This is a genomic window from Qipengyuania pacifica, assembly GCF_019711555.1.
GTDB lineage: Bacteria > Pseudomonadota > Alphaproteobacteria > Sphingomonadales > Sphingomonadaceae > Qipengyuania > Qipengyuania pacifica.
Genome location: NZ_JAIGNQ010000004.1, coordinates 258,452 through 282,907, shown reverse-complemented (window position 1 = coordinate 282,907; position 24,456 = coordinate 258,452). Strand labels below are relative to the sequence as shown.

Genomic DNA, 24,456 nt, shown 5'->3' with positions numbered 1-24,456 from the left:
GATATTCCGGGGCAGGGCGGGCCTGCCCCCACACCTTCAGGCCGCTTCGTCCAGAACCGACAGGCTGCGCGAGACGAGCACCAGGCGGCTTTCCGCTTCGCTCGCCTCGCCCAGCTCATGCTCGATTTGCGACGCCAGTGAGCCGAAATGCGCATCACCGAAATAGGCGGCCACGCCGGCAATCTGGTGCAGGGCACTCGCCAGTTCGGGCCAGCGCTCTTCGACATTGCTGTCGTCGATGGCGCTGATCAGTTCACGCAGGTCGTTCTTGCGCTTGATATAGCGATTGCGAAGCCGCGCCGTGTTCGAGACACCGGGATCGATCGAAACGCCGGCTTCGGCCGCCATCCGCCCCGCCTTGTCTGCAAACCGTTCCACATTGCTGGTGAGGTCGCGATACGAAAACGGCTTTGCGATATGCGCCTGCATTCCGGCTGCCCGGCACCGGGCGATATCGTCGGGATAGGCATTGGCAGTCAGCGCGATGATCGGCAGGTCTTGCGGGCCAAACCCTCGATTACGCAACTCGCGGGTTGCAGTTAGCCCGTCCGTTCCCGGCATCTGCACGTCCATCAGAACCAGATCGAACGGCTTCTCGTCCTGCGCCGCGGCGATCACGCGTTCGATCGCAATACTGCCATCCTCGACAATGGTGGCATCGTATCCGGCCTGTCGCACCATGGCCGCGATCAGCTCCTGATTGATCGAATTGTCTTCGGCGATCAGCAGGCGAATGGGGGAATGCGCCGCATCTGTACGGTCTTCGCATTCTCCCGCCACATCCTCTTCGTGTCGCGGCGCGTCACAGGGAACCAGCGGCATTGTCACGCGGAAGGTGGAGCCTTTGCCCACTTCGCTTTCCACCGTCACCTCGCCGCCCAGCAGTTCGGCAAGCTGGCTGGTGATGGACAGGCCAAGGCCGGAACCGCCATATTTGCGGGCGGTCGATCCATCGGCCTGCGTGAACTGATGGAAGATGGTTTCCAGATGATCGGGCGCGATGCCGATGCCGGTGTCCGCGACCGACAGCTCGAACCTGGTACCGCACGCACTGGGCGCGACGCGTACGCTGACCGTACCGTGCGCTGTGAACTTTATCGCATTGCCCACCAGATTGAGTGCGATCTGCCGCAAGCGAAGGCGGTCGCCGACCACCCATTTCGGAAAGTCGTCGGCAATATCCAGTTCCAGAGCGACCTGCTTTTCCCTGGCTACGGCTTCCATCAGCCGCACCACGCCGGTCAGCTTGTGGCGCACGTCCACCGGTTCCTGCGCCACGCGCATCAGCCCCGCCTCGATCTTCGATATGTCGAGGATGTCGTTGAGCAACTGCATCATGCCGCGTCCGGATTCGTCGATCAGGCGCACGTAATCCGTCTGCCGGTCGCTCAGATCGGTCTTTTTCAGCAGCTCGGTGAAGCCAAGCAGGCCGTTCATCGGCGTGCGAATGTCGTGGCTCATGTTCGCCAGGAACGCGGATTTGGCCGTGGCGGCATCTTCCGCCGCCAACCTGGCTGCGCGAAGTTCGGCTTCGAGTTTCTTAGTGTGCGATACATCGCGGATGGAGGCGATGATTTCGACCGGCCGCCCGGTGCGATGATCGTGCACGGGCGCGCAATTGGCCTCCATCCAGCGATAGGTCTCGGGCTCGTCCACCGAAGCCGCGCGAAACGCGATCAGCGCACGTTTCCTGCTGCCATCTGCCAATCCGGCGAAAGCGTCATGAACGCTCGCATCGTCGTCCGGATGGAATCCGGTCAGCAGGTTGGATCCGATCAGCGCACTCAGCGGCAGTTCGAACAGATCCCTAGCCGATGGCGAGGCGTAAACGCAGGTCCCCTTCAGGTCGAGACGCACCACCGCATCGGTGATGTTTTCGGTGATCAGGGTCAGTTGCTCGTCTCGCCGGGCCAGGGCGGCGATGGCTTCATGATGCTCGGTCACGTCGATGTTCACGCCGATGAAGCCGGTGACCTGTCCGGTCTGGTCGAATTCGGGCCGTCCGATGGTGTCGACCCACACGATCGACCCGTCGCCATGAAGCCAGCGGAACTCCAGACGGCATTCCGTCCGGCTTTCGACCGCACCGGTCCATTCCGCATGCACCCTGTCGCGATCCTCGGGATGTACTGCGCGGGCCCAGCCGTCGCCCTGCCATTCATCGGGTTCCAGCCCGGAAAGACGCAGCCACGCCGCGTTGACATAGGTGCAGCGGCCTTCGGTATCGGTGCGGAATATGCCCGCAGGTGCCAGATTGGCCAGGGCCTGAAAGCGGCTTTCGCTGGCCTCCAGCTTTTCGCTCGCCTCTTTCTGCTCGGTGATATCGACAGCCGCGCCGTAATATCCGGTCACGGCACCATTCTCGTCGAACTCGGCCGTATTGTAGGTATCCATCCACAGGCTCGATCCGTCCGGCGCCCGAAATTCCAGGGTACGCCGCCGGACCATGCCGGGTTCGAAACCCCTGAACGGCGGGTCGGCCTGTATCGCCTCGAGCGATGCCAGCGCATCGACCCATCCACGCCCAAGCATTTCGTCGACGGTTTTGCCGACCTTGTTCGCCCAGGAAGGATTGATGAAGGTCAATTGCCCCTGACCGTTCGCCTGGAAAATCCCGATGGGGGCGGATTCGGCAAGGGTGCGGAATCGCTTCTCGCTATCCGACAGGGCCTTTTCCTGACGTATCTGCTCGGTCACATCGCGGATATTTCCGATTGTCCCGGAAAATCGTCCGCGCTCGTCGGTTGCTCGCCGGATGCTGACCTCGATATGTCTGCAGGCGCCCCATTTATCGATGAAACGCTGGGTCAGGGTCGTTTCGCGAAGCTCTCCGCTCACGAGGGCGGGGTAGATCTGACCTGCCGCTGCAAAATCCTCGGGCACCAGCAATTTCGTGGTGGGCCAGCCCAGCGACTCCTCGACGGTATAGCCCGTCAGCGCTTCCCATGCGGGATTGAGCGAGGTCCACCGACCGTTCTCATCCGTGCGGAAGATGATTTCGCGGATGTGATCGAGGATTTCCTGCTTGTCGTCCCGGCTCTGGCGGATCAGGTCCCGGTCGCGGATGCGCCCTTCCAGCATGGCGGCGACAGGCAGGCCGATCGCAAAATTGCTGGCGAGGAAGATCTGGAAAGCGAACAGCTTGTCTTCGATGGACCCGCGCACCAGCGTGATCGGCCCGGTATCCAGGGACGTGGCAATCGATGCGATTGCGGTCACGATCAGCACGGCTATGGCCGTTCCGTTCATCCCGGTCCGGAAAGCTGCATAAAGGACCAGCGGACATGCCAGGAAGAGAAACGGATATTGCGACTGGGCGAAGACGACGATGCTGCCGCAGATGACGATCGCAATCATCGAAGCCCATTCGGCCGGGCTATGCCTGGGCGGCAAACGGCGTTCACGCCACGCGTCAATCCCGATCAGGGCAAGCGGCAGAATGATCAGCAGGCTCAGCCCGTCGGCCAGAACCCATCTCTCCCATTGCTGGAAGAACGTCGCTGCATCGCCCCCGGACAATGCCAGCGCGGCAATGGTGGCCGAAACGCCGGCGCCGCTCAGCGCGGATACCAGCAACCAGCCATGCGTCCTGATATCGTTGACGTCGGGATGTTTGCCGCAGCACGTCTGCATCGCCCAGACGATCACGGCGATCTCCGCGGCATTCGCCACCGACAGGGCGATGGCAATGCTCCATCCGTCCCCGATCATCCGGTTCACCGCCAGATCCGCCGCGGCGCAGGCCAGGATGAAATAGACACGGCTGTCCGACCGGCTGCGGATCAGCAGGGCTGCCACCACGGCGTTCGGGATCCACAGCAGCGCGATGCGTTCGCTTGCGCGCATCAGCGTCATGCCCAGATATGCCAGCATCGCGAACAGGCACGCGACGGCGATGATGGCAATCAGGTCATTGCGATTGGGTCTGGCCATATTCCGGAAATTCCATCGGTAGAATTCCGGCTGCTGTGCCTCACTTTGGTTAACGGCCAGGCAGGCGGCCGCTACCTGTTTTTCCGGAGGGGGCGCCGCACCGCCGCCCCCTTGCGGTCACGCTGTTGCGGGTTTTCGCGCGAAGAGTCCGAAGCTGGCGATGATGGCATAGCAGATGGCGGGGAGGGTGAGGGCGAGGGGGAGGCTGCCGGTGGTATCGGCGAGGACGCCGAACAGCAGCGGGACGACCGCGCCGCCGAAGATCGCGACATTGATGATGCCCGATCCGTCCGCCGCGCGCGAGCCGAGCTTTTCGCAGGCGAGCGAGAAGATCGTGGGGAACATGATCGAGTTCATCAGGCCCACGGCAAGGAGGCTGTAGGCGGCCAGCGTACCGGAACTGTTGGCGCTGATCAGGATCAGCAGGATCGAACCGGTCGCGTTGAAGGCGAGGATCTTGCCGGGCGAGAAGAGGCGCAGGAAGTAGGAGCCGATGAACCGGCCCACCATCGCACCGCCCCAGTAGAGGCTGATCATCCAGCCGATCACGCTTTCCGGCTGGCCCAGCACGCGATCTTCGGCAAGGTAGTTGATGATGATCGACCCGATCGACACTTCCGCGCCGACATAGAGGAAGATGCACAGCGCGCCGAAGCCGAACCGGCTGCGCTTCAGCAGGTCGAGACCGGCAAAGCCGCTCGATGCCTCGTGCTTTTCGCCCTGCAGGCGATTGCGGAACAGCCAGACGGCCAGCGCGACCAGCGCGATGAGGGCGGCAACACCCAGATAGCCCTGCCAGATCGCTTCGCTTTCCGCCTGGCGATAGGCGGTAAGCTCGGCGCCCGAGAGCTGATCGGCAGTGATATTGGCAAGGCTGCCCAGAATGACGACCGAGCCGATCAGCGGGAAGACCCAGGTGCCCAGCGAGTTGAAGGCCTGGGCAAAGGTGAGGCGGCTGTGCGCCGTGCTTTGCGGCCCCAGCAGCGAGATCAGCGGATTGGCGACGACCTGGACGATCACCACGCCGCTGGCAAGGACGAACAGGGCAAGCAGGAACACCCAGTAGGTGGCGTTCTGGCTGGCGGGAATGAACATCAGGCAGCCGACCATCATGGTCAAAAGGCCGGCCACTGCGCCGCGCATGTAGCCCAGCTTCTTGACCAGCTTGGCACCCGGGATGCCGATCACGAGATAGGCGGCAAAGAAGCAGAACTGCACCAGCATGGCCTGCGTGTAGTTGAGCGTGAACAGCTCCTTCAGCTTGGGGATGATCACATCGTTCAGGGACGTGATGCCGCCGAAGATGAAGAACAGGCCGAAGACGAAATAGTTGAGACCCGGCGCCTTGATCCCTTCGCCATCCTCGACAACCGCCGCAGGATCCGTGCTCGCTGCAACATCAGGGGCCAGTGCCATCTCTACATTCCTCCCAGGTGTGCCCCGTCCGACGGGCCTTATCCGCCATCGGATAGCCAAGAATGTAACCGGTTGCACGAAATTTCTGGCCCCGCGCCGTGCGAACGCCTAGCCCTCGTTTCAGGAGGTAGAGATGATCGGGTCATATTTGCGCAATCGTGGTGGACGGGCGGCCTTGGGCGCTTTGTTCCTCGTGCTCGTTCCAGCAGGCGGCCTTGCCGCGCAGGACGATGTCTCGCATCGGCAATGTTCGCCCGACGGGCGGCTCTGCTTTGCGCTGACCACAGTGGACGGCGCGCCGACCTATTCCGTCGACCGCGACGGGGCGCCGGTCATTGATGCCTCGCAACTGGGTTTCCTGCTTCGCGGCGCGGGCAAGTGGGGCAGCGGCATCACGCTCGGCGATCCGGTGCGCTCCAGTGCAGACGAAACGTGGGAACAGCCTTGGGGCGAAAGCCGGTTGGTCGTCGATAAACACAATGAAATGCGTGTTCGGCTGACCGAACAGGGCAAGATCAAACGCTCGATTGACATGACTATCAGGGTGTTCGACGACGGTCTGGGCTTCCGCTTCGCCTTTCCCGATCAGCCTCAGCTCACCGATGTGATGATCGATGAAGAGCTTACCGAGTTCGCGATTGCCGGCGATGCGGAAGCCTGGTGGATCCCCGCAGGTGAATGGAATCGTTACGAATATCTCTACAATCACACCCCGGCCAATCAGGTCGGCACGGCCCATTCGCCGATCACTTTCCGCCGCTCGGACGGCCTTCACATCGCGCTCCACGAAGCGTCGCTGATCGATTATTCGGCCTTCTGGCTGCAACGCATCGACCACCAACGCTTCCGCACCCGCCTCGCTCCATCCTCGCAGCCTTGGAAGGTCCGGCGGGAAGCGCCCTTCGAAACGCCGTGGCGGACCATCCTGATCGGCGAGGACGCGCCGGCGCTTTATGCGGCCGCGGACATAATTCTCAACCTCAACGAGCCCAACCGGTTGGGCGATGTCAGCTGGGTCAAACCGCAGAAATACGTTGGCATCTGGTGGGGAATGCATCTCGACAAATGGAGCTGGAACGCGGGGCCCAAGCACGGCGCGACCACCGATAACGTACTCGAATACATCGATTTCGCAGCCGACCATGGCTTCGGCTCGGTCCTTGTAGAAGGCTGGAACGAAGGCTGGTGGAGCGAGAGCGGACGCAATTTCCAGTTCGCCGTAGCCTATCCCGATTTCGACATGGACCGCATCGCGAAATACGCGCGCGAAAAGGGCGTCGAGATCATGGGGCACCATGAAACTGCAGGGAATGCAGGGCTTTACGAACGCCAGCTCGAAAAGGCTTTCGATTACTACCAGCGCTATGGCGTTCATTCGGTAAAAACCGGCTATGTCGCGGACGCCGGCGGCGTCCTGCGCGAAGATCCCGATGGGACGGAGCAATGGGAATACCATGACGGACAATACATGGCCCGCCATCACGTCCACGTGGCTGAACGGGCCGCGGAGCACCACATAGCCATCAATGCCCACGAACCCATCAAGGATACGGGCCTCAGGCGGACCTACCCGAACCTCGTCACCCGTGAAGGTGCGCGGGGGACCGAATACAACGCCTGGGGTCAGCCGCCCAATCCGCCCGAGCACGAACCGACCTTGCTCTTCACCCGCATGCTCTCGGGTCCGTTCGACCTGACGCCGGGCATCGTCAGTCTGGAAGGCCGCGACGGCCGAGCCATCCCTAACACGCTGGCCCGCCAGCTAGCCGATTACGTGGTGATTTACTCGCCCCTCCAGATGGCGGCCGACCTGCCGGAAAACTACGCGAAGCATCCCGATGCGCTGGCCTTTATCGAACAGGTCCCGGTCGATTGGGAACAGACGCGCGTCCTGGCGGGCGACATCGGCGAATACGCGATCGTCGCGCGCCAGCATCGCGGCGGTGAAGACTGGTGGGTGGGCGGCGTTACGGATGCCGAACGCCGCGAAATCCCGATCGATCTGTCTTTTCTGCCAAAGGGCAAGCGCTACACCGCAGAAATCTGGCGTGACGGCAAGGGCGGCGGGATCGACGGCGATCCTTTTGCCATGGTTCGAGAAACACGCGAGATCATCGGCGGCGACACTTTGACGCTAGCGATGGAAGCGGGCGGGGGCTTTGCCCTATCTCTCCGTCCGGCAAGCTAGGCCGGCGACGTCCGGCCGCGTGCCTTAGCGAACCTTCCCCGCCGCAGCAGTGTGAACCTTCCCGGCCTCGACCGCCGCACAGCTCGTCAGGGCAATGGATGCGAGCAGCGCGAGGGTTGGGGGGGCACGGAGGCCGGGAAGGTTCATGCGATTACTCCGTGAGGGTAAAGGTTACCGGAGTACTCGCCTTCGCGCCCGATGAAGGCGCGATCCAGAGTCGGTATTCACCCGGTTCCCAGCCATGCGACATGTCTGCACGGGTGAACGCGAGGTCTTCGGGCCGCAACGTAAAGGATACCGTCCGGCTTTCACCCGGTTGCAGCGCTATCTTTTCGAAGCCCTTCAGTTCCTGCACCGGCCGGGTAACCGATCCGACAAGATCGCGCACGTAGAGCTGCACTACCTCTTCGCCTGCGCGCGTGCCCGTGTTGGTGATCGTGGCAGTTGCGGTGATCGAACCCTTGGGTCCCATCGACGAAGCCGACAGCGTTGCCGGCGAATAGCCGAAGGTCGTGTAGCTGAGACCATAACCGAAGCGGTACAGTGGATCGTTCGGCGTATTGAGATAGCGCGAAACGTATTTTGCGCCCGGCTCCCCCAGTTCAATGGGGCGGCCGGTGTTCTTCATGTCGTAGTGGATCGGCGCCTGGCCCACATTGATGGGGAAGGTGATCGGCAGTTTGCCCGAAGGGTTGTAATCACCGAACAGCACATCTGCGACCGCATGGCCGCCCTGCGTGCCCGGATACCACGCATGCAAAATGGCGGGCACGTTGTCGTTTGCCCAGGTGATCGAATTGGGGCGACCGCTCATCATCACCAGCACGACCGGTTTGCCCGTTGCAACGAGCTGTTCGAGCAAGGCCTGCTGATTGCCCGGCAGGTCGAGCGAGGTACGGCTGGCAGCTTCGCCCGTCATGTCCCATTTTTCGCCCATGACCGCGACGACAACGTCCGACGATTTCGCCAGCGCGAGCGCTTCGGCAAAACCATCGGTCTTGCCTTCGTCGCCGAACTCGTAGCTCGCGCCCTTCGCGTACTGGACCGTGACACCGTTTCCGGCGTGGGCCTTCATGCCCTCAAGCACGGTGACCGGTCGGGTCTCGCGATCACCGGCTGCCGACCAGCTGCCGATCATGTCGGTCTTGCTGTCCCCAAGCGGGCCGATCACGGCAATTCGCTCCGCATCGGCGGCCAGCGGGAGCACATTGCCGTCGTTCTTGAGCAGAACCATCGATTTGCGCGCTACGTCGCGCGCAGCTTCGAGAAATTCGGGCTTGTACAGCGTTGCTTCCTGCCGCGCCTCGTCCGCATAGCGGTAGGGATCTTCGAACAGTCCGAGGCGATATTTCATTTCGAGCACGCGGCGCACCGCGCGGTCGATATTCGCCTGGCTCACGCGGCCTTCTTCGACCGATTTCACCATGTTTTCCATGAACACGGCGCCCTGCATGTCCATATCGACGCCGGCATTGAGCGCCTGTTCGCCAGCCTGTTCGAGATCCTTGGCGTAACCATGCGGGACCATCTCGTTGATGGAGGTGTAGTCGGTGACGACAAAGCCATCGAAGCCCCATTCATCGCGCAAGACGTCGGTAAGCAGGAATTTGCTGCCGCTGGCTGGCACGCCGTCGTATTCGTTGAACGACGTCATGAAGGTTGCGACCCCTTCATCGACTGCCGCCTTGAAAGGCGGGAGGTAGACATCGCGCAGTGTTCGTTCGGAGATATCGACCGTGTGATAGTCGCGGCCGGCCTGGGCTGCCCCGTAAGCAGCAAAGTGTTTCGCGGTTGCCAGAACCGTGTCGACGGCCCTCAGATCGTCGCCCTGGTAGCCATGCACGCGTGCCTTGGCGACTTTGCTGCCAAGGTAGACATCTTCCCCGGCGCCTTCCGAAACGCGGCCCCAGCGGGCATCGCGCGATACATCGACCATGGGGGAGAAAGTCCAGTGTATCCCTTCGGCTGACGCTTCCGCGGCCGATACGCGGGCCGATTTCTCGACTGCATCCATGTCCCAGCTCGCCGCTTCGCCGAGGGAGATCGGGAAGATGGTGCGGTGGCCGTGGATCACATCGTATCCGAACAGCAGCGGTATTTTCAGCCTGGTGCCTTCGACAGCCATCCGCTGCAGTTCGCGCGTATAATCTGCGGTATAGGCATTGAAGATCGATCCCACGCGCCCTGCTGCGATATCCTGCTGATAGCCTTCGCGCATGGTCGGACCGGTCGATTCCCAATCGCTGGTGAGCAGCGTCAGCTGGCCGACCTTTTCTTCAAGAGTCATCCGCCCGATCAGATCATCGAGAAAGGCGTCCATTTCTGCATCGCGCGCGGCCCAGGATGGCTGGGCGGGCTCGATCGGCACTGCGGTGGACGAAGCGCTGGAGGATGGCGGGGGTGCCGATGCCACGCCCGTAGTGGCGCAACCGGCAAGTGCCAGCGCGCTGACGCCCGCAAGCACACCTCGCTGCAATGAACGCATGTAATTCCTCCCATTTGGACTTCTGACTATATTCACGATGAAGAGCCGTCCCAAGGGAATCGCCTCTTCCGATCTGTCTATACATCGATCATGAAACCGGTTACAACATCGCTCGTCAAATGTCGATTCGGTTACGCGGCAGGCAATGCCGCGAGCCTGAGCGGTCGAGCCGAGACCGCGATTTTGGGGAGGAATTACCGATGAAGTTTCCGCATATGAATCGTTCGGCGGTCGCTCGTCGCATGGCTCTGGCTCTTGTGCACGGTAGCGCCATGGGTGCGCTGGCGATCGGCCTTGCTGCGCCGGCGCATGCGCAGGAATCCAATGCATCGCTACGCGGTCAGATTACCGGCGGCGCCACCCAGGTTGCTGCGGTCAGAGTGGATACGGGCGTGACCCGCACCGCCACGATTGCTGCCGACGGGCGGTATAACTTCGCGTCCCTCGCGGCGGGAACCTATCGTCTCGAAGTTACCACGCCCGACGGTGTGCTTCAGACCGACACCTTCCAATTGTCGGTGGCGCAGGATGCTGTCCTGAACTTCGATGTGGGCGAAATCGCCGCAACGGAAGCACCCGCAGCCGCCGATGATGGTGCAGACGATGTTGCTGCTGGCGACAATGTCATTCTGGTGACGGGCGACCGCATTCGTACGCTGGAAGGCGGCGAAGTCGGCATCAATATTTCCCAGCGGCTGATCGAACAGATCCCGCAGACTAACCGCAACTTCCTGGCTTTTGCCGATCTTGCGCCGGGCGTTCAGTTCATCGACGGGTTTGGCGGCGACCGCCGGCTTCAGGGCGGTGCCCAGAACAGCAGCTCGGTGAATGTGTTCATCGATGGCGTGAGCCAGAAAGACTATATTCTCCGAGGCGGCGTAACCGGACAGGATTCAACGCAAGGCAACCCGTTCCCCCAGGCGGCGATCGGCGAATATCGCGTCATCAGTTCCAACTACAAGGCGGAATTCGACCAGGTCGGATCGGTCGCAATCACGGCTATCACGAAGTCGGGCACCAACGAGTTCCATGGGTCCGGTTTCATCGATTTCACCAACCAGAGTTTGCGGGCTGCACGCCCGATCGAATTGTTCGGGGAAAATCCGCAAGGGAAAACCGAAAGCAGGGATCTGCAGTATGGCGGTACCCTGGGCGGGCCGATCATCCGCGACAAATTGTTCTTCTTCGGCACGTATGAAGGCAAGGAGATCATCACGCCGCGCGACGTGACGCCCGGCCTCGATCTGTCCACGGGCTTCTTCCCCGGCGAATATCAGGGTGCGTTCGGTACGTTCAGCGAGATATTCAACGAAAACCTCTATTTCGGAAAACTGGACTTCACGCCCAATAATTCCGACCTCTTTCAGGTTTCGGTCAAGTATCGCGACGAGGATGGTGAAGATTTCGGTAGCGGTACGGCTGCCTACAGCACGCGCACAGTCACGAGCGTGAAGGAATGGCGCGGTCTCGCGCGGTGGGAACACACCTCCGACAATTTCATCAACGACTTCAAGATCACGTATGAAGACGTGACGTGGAACCCGCGCCCGTTCCTGCTCGAACCGCGCAACATATTCCGCGCAGAGATTGTGGAAGACGGCGTCCGGCGGGAAGATACCATCCTGCAGACTGGAGGCGGTCGAAATTTCCAGGACAAGGGTCAGGATGGCTGGCAGGTGTCCAACGACTTCACCTGGACGGGCTTCGAGCGGCATACAATCAAAGCCGGCGTAAAGGCTAAGTGGGTCACTCTCAACTCGACCCAGCAGAACAGCTTCAATCCTCAATACACATACAACGTCTCTTACAACCCCGCTGATCCCACGACACCAAACAGCGGCGCTTTCAACGACGCCATTCCATATGAATTGAATTTTAGCACGATCGTGCCGGGCGACGATGTGTCGCTCAATTCGGAGACTTTCCAGTTTGGCGCCTACATTCAGGACGACTGGGATGTCACGGATCGGCTGACGCTCAATCTCGGCGTTCGCTGGGATTTCGAGCGGACGCCCGATTTCCTCAACTATGTACACGACCCGGCGCGGGTTGCGGCGGTGCAGCCGGAAAACTACCCGAACCTGATCAACGCCAATTACGATATTAACGACTATATCTCGACCGGAACCGAGAGGAAGGTCTTCTACGGCGCGATCCAGCCACGGATCGGGTTTTCCTATTGGCTGGATCCGGATGGCCAGTTCGTCCTTTTCGGGGGATACGGTCGCTCCTACGATCGTAACCAGTTCGATTTCATCCAGCAGGAATTGGTTCAGGGCGCATCGTTCGGGCGTACATTCAGATTCCAGAACGCGGGTGACCCGCGCGGCGAATGCGACACCAGTCCAACCTGTATTCCGTTTGACCCGATCTATCTGACAGAAGCGGGGCGTCAGCAGCTAATCGACGGAGCACCTCCGGGTGCTGGCGGCGAGCTCCGCTTTATCGATAACGATCTGAAGCTGCCGTATTCGGACCAGTTCAGCCTGGGTGTTCGCAGCACGTTCGATCTCCTCAATCTCGAGGTCGGATATCGGCATATCGCCAGCCGCGATGGATTTGGATATCTGCTCGGTAATCGTCGCCCGGACGGAAGCTTCTTTCCGTCCGAAGGCAATCCGGACTCGCCTTTCGGTACTCCGCCAAGTCCGTATGGCGCTATTCTAATTGGTACTAACGGCATCAACACCGATGCAGATTCCGCGTATCTTAAGTTTGGGAAGCGTTACACGGAGCAGTCACCGTGGTCGATCGATGCGACCTACACCTTCACGCTCGCCGAAGAAAACCGGAAGTTTGGCGAATATTTCTCGCTCGATTTCCCATCTTTCGACGATTATCCCGTTATCCGGTCGGCGGGCGTACGCAAGCATCGTTTCGTTATGGCGGGTACCGTGGATCTGCCGCTGGACTTCACGCTCGGCAGCAAGTTCCAGATTGCATCGCCAGCCTATCAGCAGGCTTTCGTCTCCGTAGCTGGTGATCCGAACTCCCGCGATGTCGTGGCAGTCGAAAACGATGCAAATGGTGATCTGTGGGGTTTTCGACAATTCGACCTTTCGTTGACCAAGTATTTCAACATCGGTCTGATCAACGACGACAATCGCCTGTGGGTGCGCGCAGACGTGCTCAATGTGTTCGATGATCGCAATTACAACGGTTTCGACGCGGTGACTGGAGCGCGCAACTTCAATAACTACAGCACCGATGGTTTCCCGAGGACGATCAAGGTCTCTGCAGGCTTCGACTTCTAATCGGGTCGCAACAAGGTGTGCCGCACTGTCCTCCCGGTGCGGCACATCATAACGATTTGAGTTTATCATGAGATTTTCCGCAGCTTCAGCTGTCGCCCTGTCTTTAACCCTCGCTGCCTGCGCCAATTTCGATCCGCCTGCGTCTTCTGGCCCCGCATCGAACGATGTGGCTGCTTTCTCCGAAGATCTGACTCAGCGCACATTTCGGTATTTCTGGGATACTACCGATACCGAGCGGTGCCTGGCGCCGGACCGGTGGCCCAGCAACCCGTTCTCCTCAATCGCTGCGACAGGCTATGCCCTGACCGCCTTTGGCGTCGGTGCTGAACGTGGCTACGTTTCGCGCGACGATGCTGCCCAGCGTACGCGAGATTGTCTGGAATTTTACTGGAATGCCCCGCAAGGGCCCGCGGTCAGCGGAACGAGCGGTCACAAGGGTTTCTTCTACCATTTTCTGAATAACGAAGATGGCACGCGGCGCGGCAATACCGAACTTTCTACAGTCGACACCGCGCTACTCCTCGGCGGCGTTCTATTCGCTCAAAGCTACTTCGATCGCGACACAGCCGTGGAACGCGATATCCGCGATCTCGCGGAGAAGATCTACCGGCGGGTCGACTGGACTTTCGTTGAGCGCGAAAACAGCACCATTCCTTCAGCCAATGGCGGGAGCGGAAAGGCGATCGCCATGGGGTGGTACCCCGAGCGCGGGGAAGGGGGCGACTTTGGTACGCACGACTGGATCGGCTACAACGAAGGCATGCTGGTTTACATACTGGCAGCAGGATCCCCCACACATCCCGTTGGCAAGGAAGCTTGGGATCAGGCCTGGGCCATGGATCTCGAGAAGGACTGGGGCACCTACTACGGTTACGAATATCTCCAGTTCGAGCCTCTGTTCGGGCACCAGTACAGCCACGTCTGGATCGATTTTCGCGGCATCCAGGATGACTTCATGCGTTCGAAGGGCATCGACTATTTCGAGAATAGCCGGCGCGCCACGTTGAGCCAGCGGGCCTATGGTGCCGATAATCCCAATGACTGGAAGGATTACAGCGCCAGCATCTGGGGGTGGACTGCGTCAGACGGGCCAGCTTCATCGGCGGGCCAGTACACCGTTAACGGCAAGTCCCGCACCTTCCTGACCTATGCTGCGCGCGGCGTCAGTGCCATTCGCGTGGTCGATGACGGCACCATCGTCCCGACAGCAGCGGGCGGGTCGATACCCTTCGCGCCTGAGGTTACCATCCCGGCGCTGATGAGCATGAAGGCCAAGTACGGCGACCGCCTCTACACGGACTACGGCTTCAAGGACGCCATCAACCCCAGCTTTACGTTCGTGGACGCCGGCTCGACAACGGGCGATACCGATACGGTCAAAGGCTGGGTCGCGCGCGATCATCTCGGCATCGACCAGGGCCCGATCCTGGCTATGTTGGAAAACCAGCGCACTGGCCTCGTATGGGCGACGATGCGTAAGAACCCGCACATCCGCCGCGGCCTGGAGCGGGCCGGGTTCTCCGGCGGCTGGCTGGACGATCCCGAACGGTAAGGCTCTAACTGTCTGGCAGTCGCAGAACCACACTTACCGGATAGTGGTCCGATGGCAGGCGGCCACCCCAGTGCTGAGTGATCACCGCAAATCGATCAACGAGAATGCCAGGTGACAGGAATATGTGATCGACCGCCGCGCGCGGATCCTGGGTGATGTCGAAGCCGGTAAAAGTGCCCGGCGGTCCGTAAGGAGGGGCGATGCTTGCGCTGCGGCTATCGACAAGCGCGCCGGAAGTCAGGACCTGATAGGCTTCGCTGTCCGGGTCGGAGTTAAAGTCGCCCATCACGATCGTCGGCAAGCCCTTTCCAGGGCCGGCGTTAATCCAGTTCAGTATGAGTTTCGCTGCGTTGACCTTGGCGGCCGCGCCGACATGATCGAAGTGCGTATTGAGAACGCGGAGCTTTCCTCGACCATCGCGGCGTTCCAGAATGGCCCACGCGGCAATGCGCGGGTAGGCGGCATCCCAACCCTTACCTGGAACATCCGGTGTGGGAGACAGCCAGAAGGTACCACTGTCGGTCATTTCGAACATATCGCGCCGCCACGCTAGTGGTGAAAACTCGCCAGCTTCTTCCCCATCATCCCGGCCCACTCCGATGAAAGAATAGGCAGGAAGTGTTTTTTCCAGATAGCGCTTCTGGGGAAGCAATACCTCCTGCATGCCGAGGATTGCCGGCGCTTCATAGCGGATCAGATCGCGCACGAGCGTGCGTCGCTCTGACCAGGCATTGGGCCCATCCGATGCCAGATCGAGCCTGATGTTATAGGTCATCACATCAAGTTGCGCTTCGCGCTCTGTCTTGGCGGTCGGCGCGTGCATGCAGCCGGCGATCAGCAACATGCCGATCAGCACCAGCGCCGCATATAGTCTAGTCATCTGCATCAGTCCGCCGCTGCGAAAGCATCCAGAGGTAGAGTTCGGGATCCGCATAGGCGGGGTCCCACGCGTTGTGACCAAGGTCGGGATAGATTGTCAGCCTGCTTCGATTGCCACCGCACGCCCTGATCGCGCGCGCCATCGCAAAACTTCCCTCAGGAATGACCACATCGTCCCGATCGCCATGCAATGCCCAGATTGGTACATCAACCAGTTCACAGGCGGTCGCCGGATCACCTTGCCCAGCCACCGGGACTAGTGCCGCAAAGAGATCGGGCCGCTCGGCTCCCCACCGCCATGTGGCACGCCCACCTCGGCTCAAACCGGTGAGGTAGATGCGATTTTCATCTATCGGCATCGTCTCCACAATATGATCGAGGATCGCTTCCAGCTTCGAAACATCCCAGTCTTCTTCCGCAGGCAGCAATGGGGAGACGAGAATGAAGGGAAAGTCTGGATCCATGTCCGCGTGCTTGGGCGGTCCGTGAACCTTGACCTTCGCGATGTCCGATCCACGCTCCCCGGAGCCGTGGAGGAAAATCATCAATGGCCATTTGGCTTCGGAATCGTATGAACGGGGCACAAACAACTGGTACGGGTAGCCTCCTGCCTCCAGACTCTGTTGCGGGTGTTGTCCAGTGATCACGGGTACCGCATCAGCGAGCGCTGGACCCGGCATACTCGCGCAAGCCGTGGCCATTGATGCTGCAGTTAGCAGCACGGCAAAACGTCCGAACCGGGTCATCGCGATCTTTCTCCAAGAAACTCGAAAATAGAAATAAGTTCGTCCTATTCGAGTTCTCGATATGGGGTCAATTCGTCAGGTACGAGCCGTTCCGGCTCCTCCTCCGCTTGATCCTCTGATCGCGAGGGTGGGGGCGATGATTAGACTTTGATCCCGTTCCAGCGTCTCGCCTTCCATCATGCGCAGCATCAGTTCGGCGGCCGTCGAACCCACACGTGTAATGTCGGAATGAACTGTCGTGAGGCCCGGCGTCACATGCCGGGCAAGCGGAATGTCATCAAACCCCGCGACAAGAATATCGCTACCGATCTGAAGACCGGCCACGCGCAACTCGCTCATCAATTCGACCGCCATCATGTCGTTGCTGGCAAACACGGCATCGAAGGTAATGCCGCTGGTAAGCAGCAGGCGGGCGGCCTCGCGACCCGCATCATCGCGAAAATCGCCCGGCAATATCAATGGGCTTCCATTGCCGGTGCGCTCCGCCAGCACGTCGCAATATCCCCGCTGTCGCTCGCGCGCATCGCGATTGTTAGCAGGACCCGCGATGTGAATTATATTGCGTGCTCCGCGATCGATGAGATGGTCCGTGACCAACCGCGCGCCTGTATAATTGTCTACCGATACAAAGGGAGTGACGTCATCGGTTCCTTGGGCGTTAAGCAGTACGGTGGGGATATCGCGCGTCACCGCCTCTACAGTATCGGCACGAGAGTTCGGTGGCATAACAAGCAGTCCGTCAACTCTGCCACGCATCGCCCGGATCGCTTGTGCAGTTTCTTCGGCACTCCCATGCATATTGCCAAGCAGCAAGCTCTTGCCGGCGCGATGGGTGACAAGGTCGATACCGCGAATGATTTCGGAAAAGAACTCGCCGAATAAATCCGGTAGAATAACCCCAATCGTATCGGTCTTGCGCTTGGTTAGGCTTCTCGCGCCACTGTGTGGAACATAATCAAGCGCGGTCGCTGCAGCTTCGATTTTTTCGCGCGTTTTTGCTGTGACGATGGACATGCCATTGAGCGCGCGCGATGCGGTGGCAACCGACACGCCTGCGGCTTTCGCAACGTCGCGTATCGTTACCATGCGTCCCCCATAATCCTATCTTACCCGAACTGCCTTACAACTCCACCTGTCGCAGAGCGGAAACATTTATTTGGCCACAAGCACCGTCGATAATTGCCAACGCCATACGAAAGAGTCCGGAAGAGCGAGCACCTAACGTCACCCTCTTGCTACCGTATTCAACGGTTCGCCCGTCACGGGGTATCCCAGATCCTCACCAATGTGCAGCCACGACTTGCCATCCATTTCGCCAATGAAGGGAGTTATCGTTCTCACGGGAATGGCTTCGGCCTGTGCCTTCGCCGCGGCGAAATTTTCGAACAGGGCGAGGCGCTCCAGATTGCGGCGGGTCGGGAAGATTACCTTGATGTCTCCCCTTTCCGCAGAATCGAGCGCGCCCTGCGCAGTAGTCCAGAAAAGATGCGTATTTTCGGAAAGGTCCGCCTCTATTTCGACCGCGCCTGTACCGATGTCGGCTAGGTAGAAACGTGTGTCATAGACACGCGGGATGCGTTCATTCTTTGGATACCAGCGGGCAAACGGCACTAACTGATCGAGATCGAGTTCCCATCCGAAATGTTCGAGAACCGGTTCGAGCTCACCGGTCTTTTCGAGGTACTTCCGCGCGGCGCGCGCTTTATCGGCATTGATTTCGCCGGTCAGTCCGATGACCAACCCTGTTTCTTCAAGCGTTTCGCGTACAACGGCGATCTGGTGTGCAGCTTCGTCTGGATCGAGGCGACCGCCAATCTTTGCCCCGAGGTCGAAATCTGCCGGGTCGACCCGTCCGCCCGGGAAGACGGCCATGCCGCCGGCAAAAACCATTTCGCGCGATCGGATCGTCATCAAAATCTCAGGCGGGCCATCCTCTGACGAATTGCGAAAAATGACCACGGTCGCTGCTGGAATGCCGTCGGCGCCGATATCGGTTGGTTCGTTCATGCTGATGTTGTGACGGTGACTGCGACCATTGCCAAGGGCTAAAGCCGGATGTCCGGTGTCGATAAACTTTACAGAAGGCAATGCCGCGGAATGCCCATTAACCAACGAAAGGCCAGAACAACCGCCCGTGCCTGAATTTTGGCACATCCCATGCTTTATGTCCCGTGTCTCGATCACGTCTTTGTGGCGACGCTGAACCCACGGTCTCCTAACCCTGCGTCGCTAAGAAAAAAGGCCCGTCCGGTTTCCCACCGGACGGGCCTTTCCCGTTCTACAACTGCAATTGGAGTGAGATCGGCTTACTTTCACAAAAGCCAGTGCGTTACTGGCTGGAAAGGCTGCTGAAGGTAGTAAGATGCTACGATGCTTTGGCGACCTGCTTCTCATCCATCATCTGCTGGAGTTCGCCTGCTTCGAACATTTCCATCATGATGTCGCTACCACCCACGAACTCGCCCTTCACATAGAGTTGGGGAATGGTCGGCCAGTCGGAAAAGGCCTTGATGCCTTGACGAATTTCCATGTCTTGCAGCACGTCCACACTGTCATAAGCGACGCCGCAATGGTCGAGGATGGCAATCGCGCGACTGGAAAATCCGCATTGCGGAAAAAGCGGGGTGCCCTTCATGAAGAGCACGACATCGTTGGCGCCGACAATATCGGTTATACGCTGATTGGTATCGGACATTGGTCCGTCCTTTGTCTAAATTCGGTATGCGAGATCAGGTGGGGGCTTGCGTAGTGAGTTGCAAGGCGTGCAGTTCGCCCCCCATTCGCCCGCCCAGCGCATCATAAACCAGCTTGTGTTGTTTGACACGCGTCAGCCCGGCGAATTGCGGCGCCGTAACCTTGGCGGCCCAATGATCATTGTCGCCCGCCAGATCGCGCATTTCCACGACTGCGCCGGGAAGCGCTTCTTCGATCAGCGTGACGATGTCGTCTGCGGCCATGGGCATTACATTCAGCCCTGATCGCTCATGAACTGCCGCCGCGCTTCGACGGAGCATTCTTCCAACTTGGTGCGAATGTCGGCTTCGCTGACATCGCATTCGGCCGCAGTCAGATCGCCCAGAAGCTTGCGGATGACGTCCTCATCGCCAGCTTCTTCGAAATCGGCCTGCACGACAGCCTTTTTATAGGCGTCGGTCTCTTCATCGGTGAGGCCCATGAGCCCGGCAGCCCATTCGCCAACAAGACGATTGCGGCGTGCAGCGATCTTGAAGGCATTTTCCTCGTCGAAGGCAAACTTGGCTTCTTCGCCGCGTTCGCGATCTTTAAAATCAGTCATGTCAGTCCTCTCGGGATGGAATCTTGCGGGCCGGAATAGGCGTGGCCCCACCGGCCTGCAAGGGCGCTTATTCCATTACAACGACGAGTTTACCGATCGCTCCGCGGTTCTCGAGCTTGGCGATCGCTTCGTGCGCCCGCTCCAAGGGATATGTCTCGCTCACCAGCGGTTCGATTTTGCCGGCTTTCCAGAGATCGAAGAGCTCTTGAATATTCTGCTCGTTACGTTTCGGCTCGCGCGCGGCAAATGCGCCCCAGAATACACCGCGGATGTCGCAGCTCTTCAAAAGGGTGAGATTGAGCGGCATTTTCGCGATGCCGGCAGGGAAGCCGACGACCAGGAAACGTCCTTTCCAGGCGATCGCGCGCAAAGCCGGCTCGGAATAATCGCCGCCCACGATATCATATACGATGTTGGCGCCATCAGGGCCTACGGCCGCCTTAAAGTCATTCGCCAGCTGCTTGGACGTGTCCTTATCGAACGGGGCGCGAGGATAGATTACCACTTCGTCGGCGCCGTGCTTTCTGGCAACCTCGCCCTTTTCCTCGGTGGAGACGGCAGCCACGACCCGGCAGCCATACGCCTTGGCGAGTTCGACGGCCGAGAGACCAACGCCGCCGGCGGCGCCGAGTACGAGAACCGTCTCGCCTTCCTTGATATCACCGCGATCCTTGAGCCCGTGGATCGTTGTGCCGTAGGTCATCAGTAGCGCGCTGGCTTTTACCAGATCGATGCCATCGGGCACCTTGAACAGCTTGGTTGCCGGAACGACGACCTTTTCCTGCAGGCCGCCGTTGCCGACGCCGCACATCACCCGGTCACCTACGGCGAAATCGGTAACCCCTTCACCCAGTGCTTCGATGGTGCCGGAGATTTCGCCACCTGGCGCGAAGGGGCGAGGGGGCTTGAACTGGTACATGTCGCGGATGATCAGCGTATCGGGGAAATTGATCGCACAGGCAGCGACCTTGACCAGAACCTCACCCGAGCCAGCCGTAGGGGTATCAATCTCCTCGACAACGAGGGTCTCAGGGCCACCGGTCTCCTTCGAAAGGACTGCTTTCACGCTGATCTTCTCCTATTTTGTTTTATCAAGCCAGGGCGCGGTGCCCCGGCGCATTATCTCGTGCGCTGCAATAGCGCTCTCGCTGGCCAGCGTCAGGCCGATCTCGTCTAGACCTTCGAGCAGGCAGCGCTTGCGGAACGGATCGATCTGAAATTCGAACCGGTCCTGAAAGGGGGTCGTGACCACCTGAGTTTCCAGGTCGATCGTAATCGGTTGATCCTTGGCAACCTCCAGCAACCGGTCCACCTGATCCTGCGGCAGCTCGACTGCCAGAATACCATTCTTGAAGGCATTGCCGGCGAAGATATCGGAAAAGCTGGGTGCGATCACCGCCGTCAGCCCCATGTCCAGCATGGCCCAGGCGGCATGTTCGCGGCTCGATCCGCAACCGAAATTGTCGCCCGCGATGAGAATGGGGGCGTTAGCGAAATCCTCGACATCGAAAGGATTCCCGGGCGCTGCGCGGATGGTTTCGAATGCACCTGCACCAAGCCCTTCGCGGCTTACGGTCTTGAGCCAGTGGGCAGGAATAATGACGTCGGTATCGACGTTCTTGAGGCCCAACGGAATGGCGCGCCCCTCGATGGTGGAAACGGCCTTCATCCTCCACCACCCGGCATGGTCGCCAATGTCATGCTGCGCAGCATGGGAAGCTCCCTCCAGAAGCGGTCGACTAATCGGTTTCGGGCGTCTCGCCTGAAGGTATGGGGCCGGGGCGCTGCGGCTGGTTTTTCCGCTCCTTGCGCTTGTTGGCGTAAAGCATCGCGGCAGCAATGGCGGCCGATCCGATCGCGCTTGCAATGGCGGCTTTTCCGGTGATCTTCTTGGTCATGAGTTCTCAATGGTCAGGCCGCACCGTCTTGGCAAGGGGCGAGGTTACGGACATCGGCAAGCCGCCCGGTAACGGCGGCGGCAGCAGCCATTGCCGGGCTGACCAGATGCGTTCGGGATCCGGGGCCTTGGCGGCCGACGAAATTACGGTTGCTGGTGGAAGCGCAGCGTTCCCCCGGCGGTACCTTGTCGGGGTTCATCGCCAGGCAGGCGGAACAGCCCGGCTCGCGCCATTCGAAGCCTGCATCGGTAAAGATCCGGTCAAGCCCTTCGTCTTCGGCCTGGCGTTTGACCAGGCCGGAACCCGGGACCACGATTGCCCACCGCACGTTTGGCGCCTTCTTGCGACCTTTCAACACCTCGGCCGCGGCACGCAGATCTTCGATCCGGCTGTTTGTGCAGCTGCCGATGAAGATGTTTTCTACCGCGATATCCTCGATCGGCGTCCCGGGGGTCAGGCCCATGTAATCCAAGCTCTTGCGCGCCGCATCCTGCTTTGATGGATCGGCAAAACTGTCGGGGGAGGGGACGCACCCGCCTACCGCCACCACGTCTTCAGGACTGGTCCCCCAGCTTACGGTTGGTTGAACATTCGCAGCGTCGATCACGACCGACTTGTCGAAATAGGCGCCCTCATCGGTGACGAGCGACCTCCACCAGGTGACCGCGTTATCCCAATCCTTGCCCCGCGGCGAATAGGGACGGTCGCGAAGATACTCGAAAACCTTTTCGTCAGGCGCAATTAGGCCTGCGCGTGCGCCGCCTTCGATGCTCATGTTGCAAACGGTAAGCCGCCCTTCGACGCTCATTTCCTCGAACACACGGCCGCGATATTCGATGACGTGTCCGGTACCTCCTGCGGTTCCGATGATGCCGATAATATGCAGGATCAGGTCTTTTGCAGTAACGCCCGGACCGAGCATTCCATCCACCCGTACCTCCATGGTTTTCGAAGGGCGAAGCTGTAGCGTCTGGGTCGCGAGCACATGCTCGACCTCGCTCGTCCCGATACCGAACGCCAAGGCGCCGATCCCGCCGTGCGCGGCGGTGTGGCTGTCGCCGCAAACGATGGTGGTGCCTGGCAGCGAAAAGCCCTGCTCGGGGCCCACGACATGGACGATACCCTGTTCGGGCGCGGTAGCATCGATATAGTCGATTCCGAAGGAAGGCGCATTGCGTTCAAGGGCGGCGAGCTGCGCTGCACTTTGTGTATCTTCGATCGGCAGGCGCGAACCGTCTGCAGCAATCCGCTTCGTGGTCGGCAGATTGTGATCCGGGACCGCAAGCGTAAGGTCGGGGCGCCGTACGGTTCTACCAGCCAGCCGCAGGGCTTCGAATGCCTGCGGGCTGGTCACTTCGTGGACGAGGTGACGATCGATATAGATCAGGCAAGTCCCGTCATCGAGCCGATCGACGACATGCTGATCCCAAATCTTTTCGTAAAGAGTGCGCGGTTTGCTGGCCATAGCGGTGAACCTTGAGCCAAGCAGCCCGTATCCGCAAAAAGGCAAATCCAGAGTCTTCCAAACTTAACCTTTCTCTGCTCTATTGACACTTATGTCAGCAAAGCCATTTTTCTTCCCGATCAAAGTCCTTCCCGATGATATCGATTTCATGGGCCACGTGAACAATGCCCGCTATCTGAACTGGGTTCAGGATACAGTGCTTGCGCATTGGCAGAAGCTGGCTCCTGCAGAAGAGGTCGCAACCAAGGCATGGGTCGCTCTCAAACATGAGATTACCTATCGCAGACCAGCGTTTCTGCATGACGATGTCATCGCGGAAACCGTGCTGGAAAAGATCGCGGGTGCCCGTAGCTTCTACAATACGATAATCCGTCGCGGCGAAGAGGTTCTGGCCGAAGTGCAAAGCATGTGGTGCTGCATCGATGCCGACAGCCATCGGCCCGCTCGCATCGATCGCGACGTTGCAGAGCGCTGTTTCGGAATGCCGCGCAAGCAGAAACCTTACGCTGCCGAATAGTCCTCACGCAGGCGGGCTTTGCCTGCCGGGCGCATGACACTATATCGGGTGCATGGATTTCCTCGCCCCGGCCCTTATCGTCTTTGCAACTGTGTTGGCCATGGAATGGGTCGCATGGGCGAGCCATAAGTACATCATGCACGGATTCGCTTGGGCGTGGCATCGCGACCACCACGAGCCTCATGACAATTTGCTGGAAAAGAACGACCTTTTCGCAATCGTCGGCGCAGTGGCAAGCATTTCCATGTTCGCCATCGGCAGCCCGATGGTGCTGGGATCGGGCGCGTGGTGGCCGGGCACATGGATCGGGCTAGGGATATTGTTCTACGGAATCATCTATACGCTGGTGCATGATGGCCTGGTCCACCAACGTTACTTCCAATGGGTTCCAAAGCGTGGCTATGCGAAGCGCTTGGTGCAGGCGCACAAGCTGCACCACGCGACTGTGGGTAAGGAAGGCGGGGTGAGTTTCGGATTTGTCCTGGCTCGCGATCCTGCGAGGCTCAAGGCAGAACTCCGGCGGCAGCGTGAAGCGGGTATCGCGATCATACGCGAAAGCGCCGGAGCCTGAGGCCCCGGCGCAATTCATAAACCGTTGGCGAATGGGTTACTTAGCGTAGTTCACGTAAAGGCCATGGATCAGCCCCGGGAAATAACCCAGCAAAGTTAGAACAAGGTTCAGCAGCGCTTTACCGCCCAGTCCATGCTTTGCAGCGACACCCAGGGGGGGAAGCAGGATCGTGGCGATGAGAATGAGAATTGCCATGGAAAAAATGTCCTTTTGATGCCCTTCCGTCGTTCGCATTACCAACCGATCGGCGACGGGGC

At 59.8% G+C, this 24,456-nt stretch carries 21 protein-coding genes; 5 read left to right on the top strand and 16 right to left on the bottom strand.

The window, feature by feature from the left end; all coding sequences use genetic code 11:
* Positions 1-36: 36 nt before the first annotated feature.
* Both K3177_RS14040 and K3177_RS14035 read right to left on the bottom strand, forming a co-directional pair.
* Entirely contained in the window at positions 37-3,933 is a 3,897-nt protein-coding gene (locus K3177_RS14040) for a PAS domain S-box protein (protein ID WP_221598737.1), read from the bottom strand.
* A gap of 117 nt (positions 3,934-4,050) precedes the next feature.
* Complete coding sequence (locus K3177_RS14035) at positions 4,051-5,349, bottom strand: sugar MFS transporter (protein ID WP_103024144.1); 1,299 nt, start codon at positions 5,347-5,349, stop codon at positions 4,051-4,053.
* A gap of 133 nt (positions 5,350-5,482) precedes the next feature.
* On the opposite strand from K3177_RS14035, the gene K3177_RS14030 reads away from it, so the two are divergent.
* Positions 5,483-7,537 (top strand): glycoside hydrolase family 97 protein, encoded by a 2,055-nt coding sequence (locus K3177_RS14030; RefSeq protein ID WP_221598736.1) that lies wholly within the window; start codon positions 5,483-5,485, stop codon positions 7,535-7,537.
* 24 nt (positions 7,538-7,561) lie between these two features.
* On the opposite strand, the gene K3177_RS15500 is transcribed toward K3177_RS14030, so the two are convergent.
* Positions 7,562-7,684, bottom strand: coding sequence for a hypothetical protein (locus K3177_RS15500; RefSeq protein WP_282099670.1), 123 nt, complete (start codon positions 7,682-7,684; stop codon positions 7,562-7,564).
* Positions 7,685-7,688: 4 nt separating this feature from the next.
* Positions 7,689-10,022, bottom strand: a complete 2,334-nt coding sequence (gene bglX, locus K3177_RS14025; protein ID WP_221598735.1) for a beta-glucosidase BglX — start codon at positions 10,020-10,022, stop codon at positions 7,689-7,691.
* A 200-nt stretch (positions 10,023-10,222) separates the two neighbouring features.
* Here bglX and K3177_RS14020 point away from each other — a divergent pair, with 200 nt between their 5' ends.
* Positions 10,223-13,276: a TonB-dependent receptor gene (locus K3177_RS14020; protein ID WP_221598734.1), complete on the top strand. Its 3,054-nt coding sequence runs from the start codon at positions 10,223-10,225 to the stop codon at positions 13,274-13,276.
* A 67-nt stretch (positions 13,277-13,343) separates the two neighbouring features.
* A complete protein-coding gene (locus K3177_RS14015) occupies positions 13,344-14,828 on the top strand; it encodes a glucoamylase family protein (RefSeq protein WP_221598733.1) in 1,485 nt (494 codons plus the stop codon).
* 4 nt (positions 14,829-14,832) lie between these two features.
* Here the strand turns inward: K3177_RS14015 and K3177_RS14010 are convergent, their stop codons facing one another.
* The 11 genes from K3177_RS14010 to leuC all read right to left on the bottom strand — a co-directional run bounded on the left by K3177_RS14010 (position 14,833) and on the right by leuC (position 23,111).
* Positions 14,833-15,708, bottom strand: a complete 876-nt coding sequence (locus tag K3177_RS14010) for an endonuclease/exonuclease/phosphatase family protein (RefSeq protein ID WP_221598732.1) — start codon at positions 15,706-15,708, stop codon at positions 14,833-14,835.
* Entirely contained in the window at positions 15,701-16,291 is a 591-nt protein-coding gene (locus K3177_RS15400) for a carboxylesterase family protein (RefSeq protein WP_221598731.1), read from the bottom strand. Before K3177_RS15400 ends, K3177_RS14010 begins: the two co-directional genes overlap by 8 nt.
* A gap of 237 nt (positions 16,292-16,528) precedes the next feature.
* Positions 16,529-17,539 (bottom strand): LacI family DNA-binding transcriptional regulator, encoded by a 1,011-nt coding sequence (locus K3177_RS14000; RefSeq protein WP_103024208.1) that lies wholly within the window; start codon positions 17,537-17,539, stop codon positions 16,529-16,531.
* A 138-nt stretch (positions 17,540-17,677) separates the two neighbouring features.
* Complete coding sequence (locus tag K3177_RS13995) at positions 17,678-18,460, bottom strand: NUDIX domain-containing protein (RefSeq protein ID WP_221598730.1); 783 nt, start codon at positions 18,458-18,460, stop codon at positions 17,678-17,680.
* A gap of 358 nt (positions 18,461-18,818) precedes the next feature.
* Complete coding sequence (gene grxD / locus K3177_RS13990) at positions 18,819-19,148, bottom strand: Grx4 family monothiol glutaredoxin (RefSeq protein ID WP_221598729.1); 330 nt, start codon at positions 19,146-19,148, stop codon at positions 18,819-18,821.
* A 34-nt stretch (positions 19,149-19,182) separates the two neighbouring features.
* Complete coding sequence (locus tag K3177_RS13985) at positions 19,183-19,416, bottom strand: BolA/IbaG family iron-sulfur metabolism protein (RefSeq protein WP_103024210.1); 234 nt, start codon at positions 19,414-19,416, stop codon at positions 19,183-19,185.
* A 5-nt stretch (positions 19,417-19,421) separates the two neighbouring features.
* Positions 19,422-19,748: a DUF1476 domain-containing protein gene (locus K3177_RS13980; RefSeq protein WP_103024211.1), complete on the bottom strand. Its 327-nt coding sequence runs from the start codon at positions 19,746-19,748 to the stop codon at positions 19,422-19,424.
* A 67-nt stretch (positions 19,749-19,815) separates the two neighbouring features.
* Positions 19,816-20,814 (bottom strand): NADPH:quinone oxidoreductase family protein, encoded by a 999-nt coding sequence (locus K3177_RS13975; RefSeq protein WP_221598728.1) that lies wholly within the window; start codon positions 20,812-20,814, stop codon positions 19,816-19,818.
* A 12-nt stretch (positions 20,815-20,826) separates the two neighbouring features.
* Entirely contained in the window at positions 20,827-21,417 is a 591-nt protein-coding gene (gene leuD / locus K3177_RS13970) for a 3-isopropylmalate dehydratase small subunit (protein WP_221598727.1), read from the bottom strand.
* 70 nt (positions 21,418-21,487) lie between these two features.
* The gene (locus tag K3177_RS13965; protein WP_103024214.1) at positions 21,488-21,646 is read right to left on the bottom strand and encodes an isopropylmalate isomerase; all 159 of its coding nucleotides are present in this window, start codon (positions 21,644-21,646) and stop codon (positions 21,488-21,490) included.
* Between the two features lie 13 nt (positions 21,647-21,659).
* On the bottom strand, positions 21,660-23,111 hold the full coding sequence (leuC, locus tag K3177_RS13960; RefSeq protein WP_221598726.1) for a 3-isopropylmalate dehydratase large subunit: 1,452 nt from the start codon (positions 23,109-23,111) through the stop codon (positions 21,660-21,662).
* A 91-nt stretch (positions 23,112-23,202) separates the two neighbouring features.
* Here leuC and K3177_RS13955 point away from each other — a divergent pair, with 91 nt between their 5' ends.
* Together K3177_RS13955 and K3177_RS13950 are read left to right on the top strand one after the other, a co-directional pair.
* The gene (locus K3177_RS13955; RefSeq protein WP_103024216.1) at positions 23,203-23,628 is read left to right on the top strand and encodes an acyl-CoA thioesterase; all 426 of its coding nucleotides are present in this window, start codon (positions 23,203-23,205) and stop codon (positions 23,626-23,628) included.
* Positions 23,629-23,680: 52 nt separating this feature from the next.
* A complete protein-coding gene (locus K3177_RS13950) occupies positions 23,681-24,199 on the top strand; it encodes a sterol desaturase family protein (RefSeq protein WP_103024217.1) in 519 nt (172 codons plus the stop codon).
* Positions 24,200-24,235: 36 nt separating this feature from the next.
* On the opposite strand, the gene K3177_RS13945 is transcribed toward K3177_RS13950, so the two are convergent.
* Positions 24,236-24,394, bottom strand: coding sequence for a YqaE/Pmp3 family membrane protein (locus K3177_RS13945; RefSeq protein WP_103024218.1), 159 nt, complete (start codon positions 24,392-24,394; stop codon positions 24,236-24,238).
* Between the last annotated feature and the right edge of the window lie 62 nt (positions 24,395-24,456).

Excerpts from the sequence above, each read along its gene's own strand:
- K3177_RS14040 (WP_221598737.1), bottom strand. The coding sequence starts at position 3,933 with ATGGCCAGACCCAATCGCAATGACCTGATTGCCATCATCGCCGTCGCG.
- K3177_RS14035 (WP_103024144.1), bottom strand. The coding sequence starts at position 5,349 with ATGGCACTGGCCCCTGATGTTGCAGCGAGCACGGATCCTGCGGCGGTT.
- K3177_RS14030 (WP_221598736.1), top strand. The coding sequence starts at position 5,483 with ATGATCGGGTCATATTTGCGCAATCGTGGTGGACGGGCGGCCTTGGGC.
- K3177_RS15500 (WP_282099670.1), bottom strand. The coding sequence starts at position 7,684 with ATGAACCTTCCCGGCCTCCGTGCCCCCCCAACCCTCGCGCTGCTCGCA.
- bglX (WP_221598735.1), bottom strand. The coding sequence starts at position 10,022 with ATGCGTTCATTGCAGCGAGGTGTGCTTGCGGGCGTCAGCGCGCTGGCA.
- K3177_RS14020 (WP_221598734.1), top strand. The coding sequence starts at position 10,223 with ATGAAGTTTCCGCATATGAATCGTTCGGCGGTCGCTCGTCGCATGGCT.
- K3177_RS14015 (WP_221598733.1), top strand. The coding sequence starts at position 13,344 with ATGAGATTTTCCGCAGCTTCAGCTGTCGCCCTGTCTTTAACCCTCGCT.
- K3177_RS14010 (WP_221598732.1), bottom strand. The coding sequence starts at position 15,708 with ATGACTAGACTATATGCGGCGCTGGTGCTGATCGGCATGTTGCTGATC.
- K3177_RS14000 (WP_103024208.1), bottom strand. The coding sequence starts at position 17,539 with ATGGTAACGATACGCGACGTTGCGAAAGCCGCAGGCGTGTCGGTTGCC.
- K3177_RS13995 (WP_221598730.1), bottom strand. The coding sequence starts at position 18,460 with ATGAACGAACCAACCGATATCGGCGCCGACGGCATTCCAGCAGCGACC.
- grxD (WP_221598729.1), bottom strand. The coding sequence starts at position 19,148 with ATGTCCGATACCAATCAGCGTATAACCGATATTGTCGGCGCCAACGAT.
- K3177_RS13985 (WP_103024210.1), bottom strand. The coding sequence starts at position 19,416 with ATGCCCATGGCCGCAGACGACATCGTCACGCTGATCGAAGAAGCGCTT.
- K3177_RS13980 (WP_103024211.1), bottom strand. The coding sequence starts at position 19,748 with ATGACTGATTTTAAAGATCGCGAACGCGGCGAAGAAGCCAAGTTTGCC.
- leuD (WP_221598727.1), bottom strand. The coding sequence starts at position 21,417 with ATGAAGGCCGTTTCCACCATCGAGGGGCGCGCCATTCCGTTGGGCCTC.
- K3177_RS13965 (WP_103024214.1), bottom strand. The coding sequence starts at position 21,646 with ATGACCAAGAAGATCACCGGAAAAGCCGCCATTGCAAGCGCGATCGGA.
- leuC (WP_221598726.1), bottom strand. The coding sequence starts at position 23,111 with ATGGCCAGCAAACCGCGCACTCTTTACGAAAAGATTTGGGATCAGCAT.
- K3177_RS13955 (WP_103024216.1), top strand. The coding sequence starts at position 23,203 with ATGTCAGCAAAGCCATTTTTCTTCCCGATCAAAGTCCTTCCCGATGAT.
- K3177_RS13950 (WP_103024217.1), top strand. The coding sequence starts at position 23,681 with ATGGATTTCCTCGCCCCGGCCCTTATCGTCTTTGCAACTGTGTTGGCC.
- K3177_RS13945 (WP_103024218.1), bottom strand. The coding sequence starts at position 24,394 with ATGGCAATTCTCATTCTCATCGCCACGATCCTGCTTCCCCCCCTGGGT.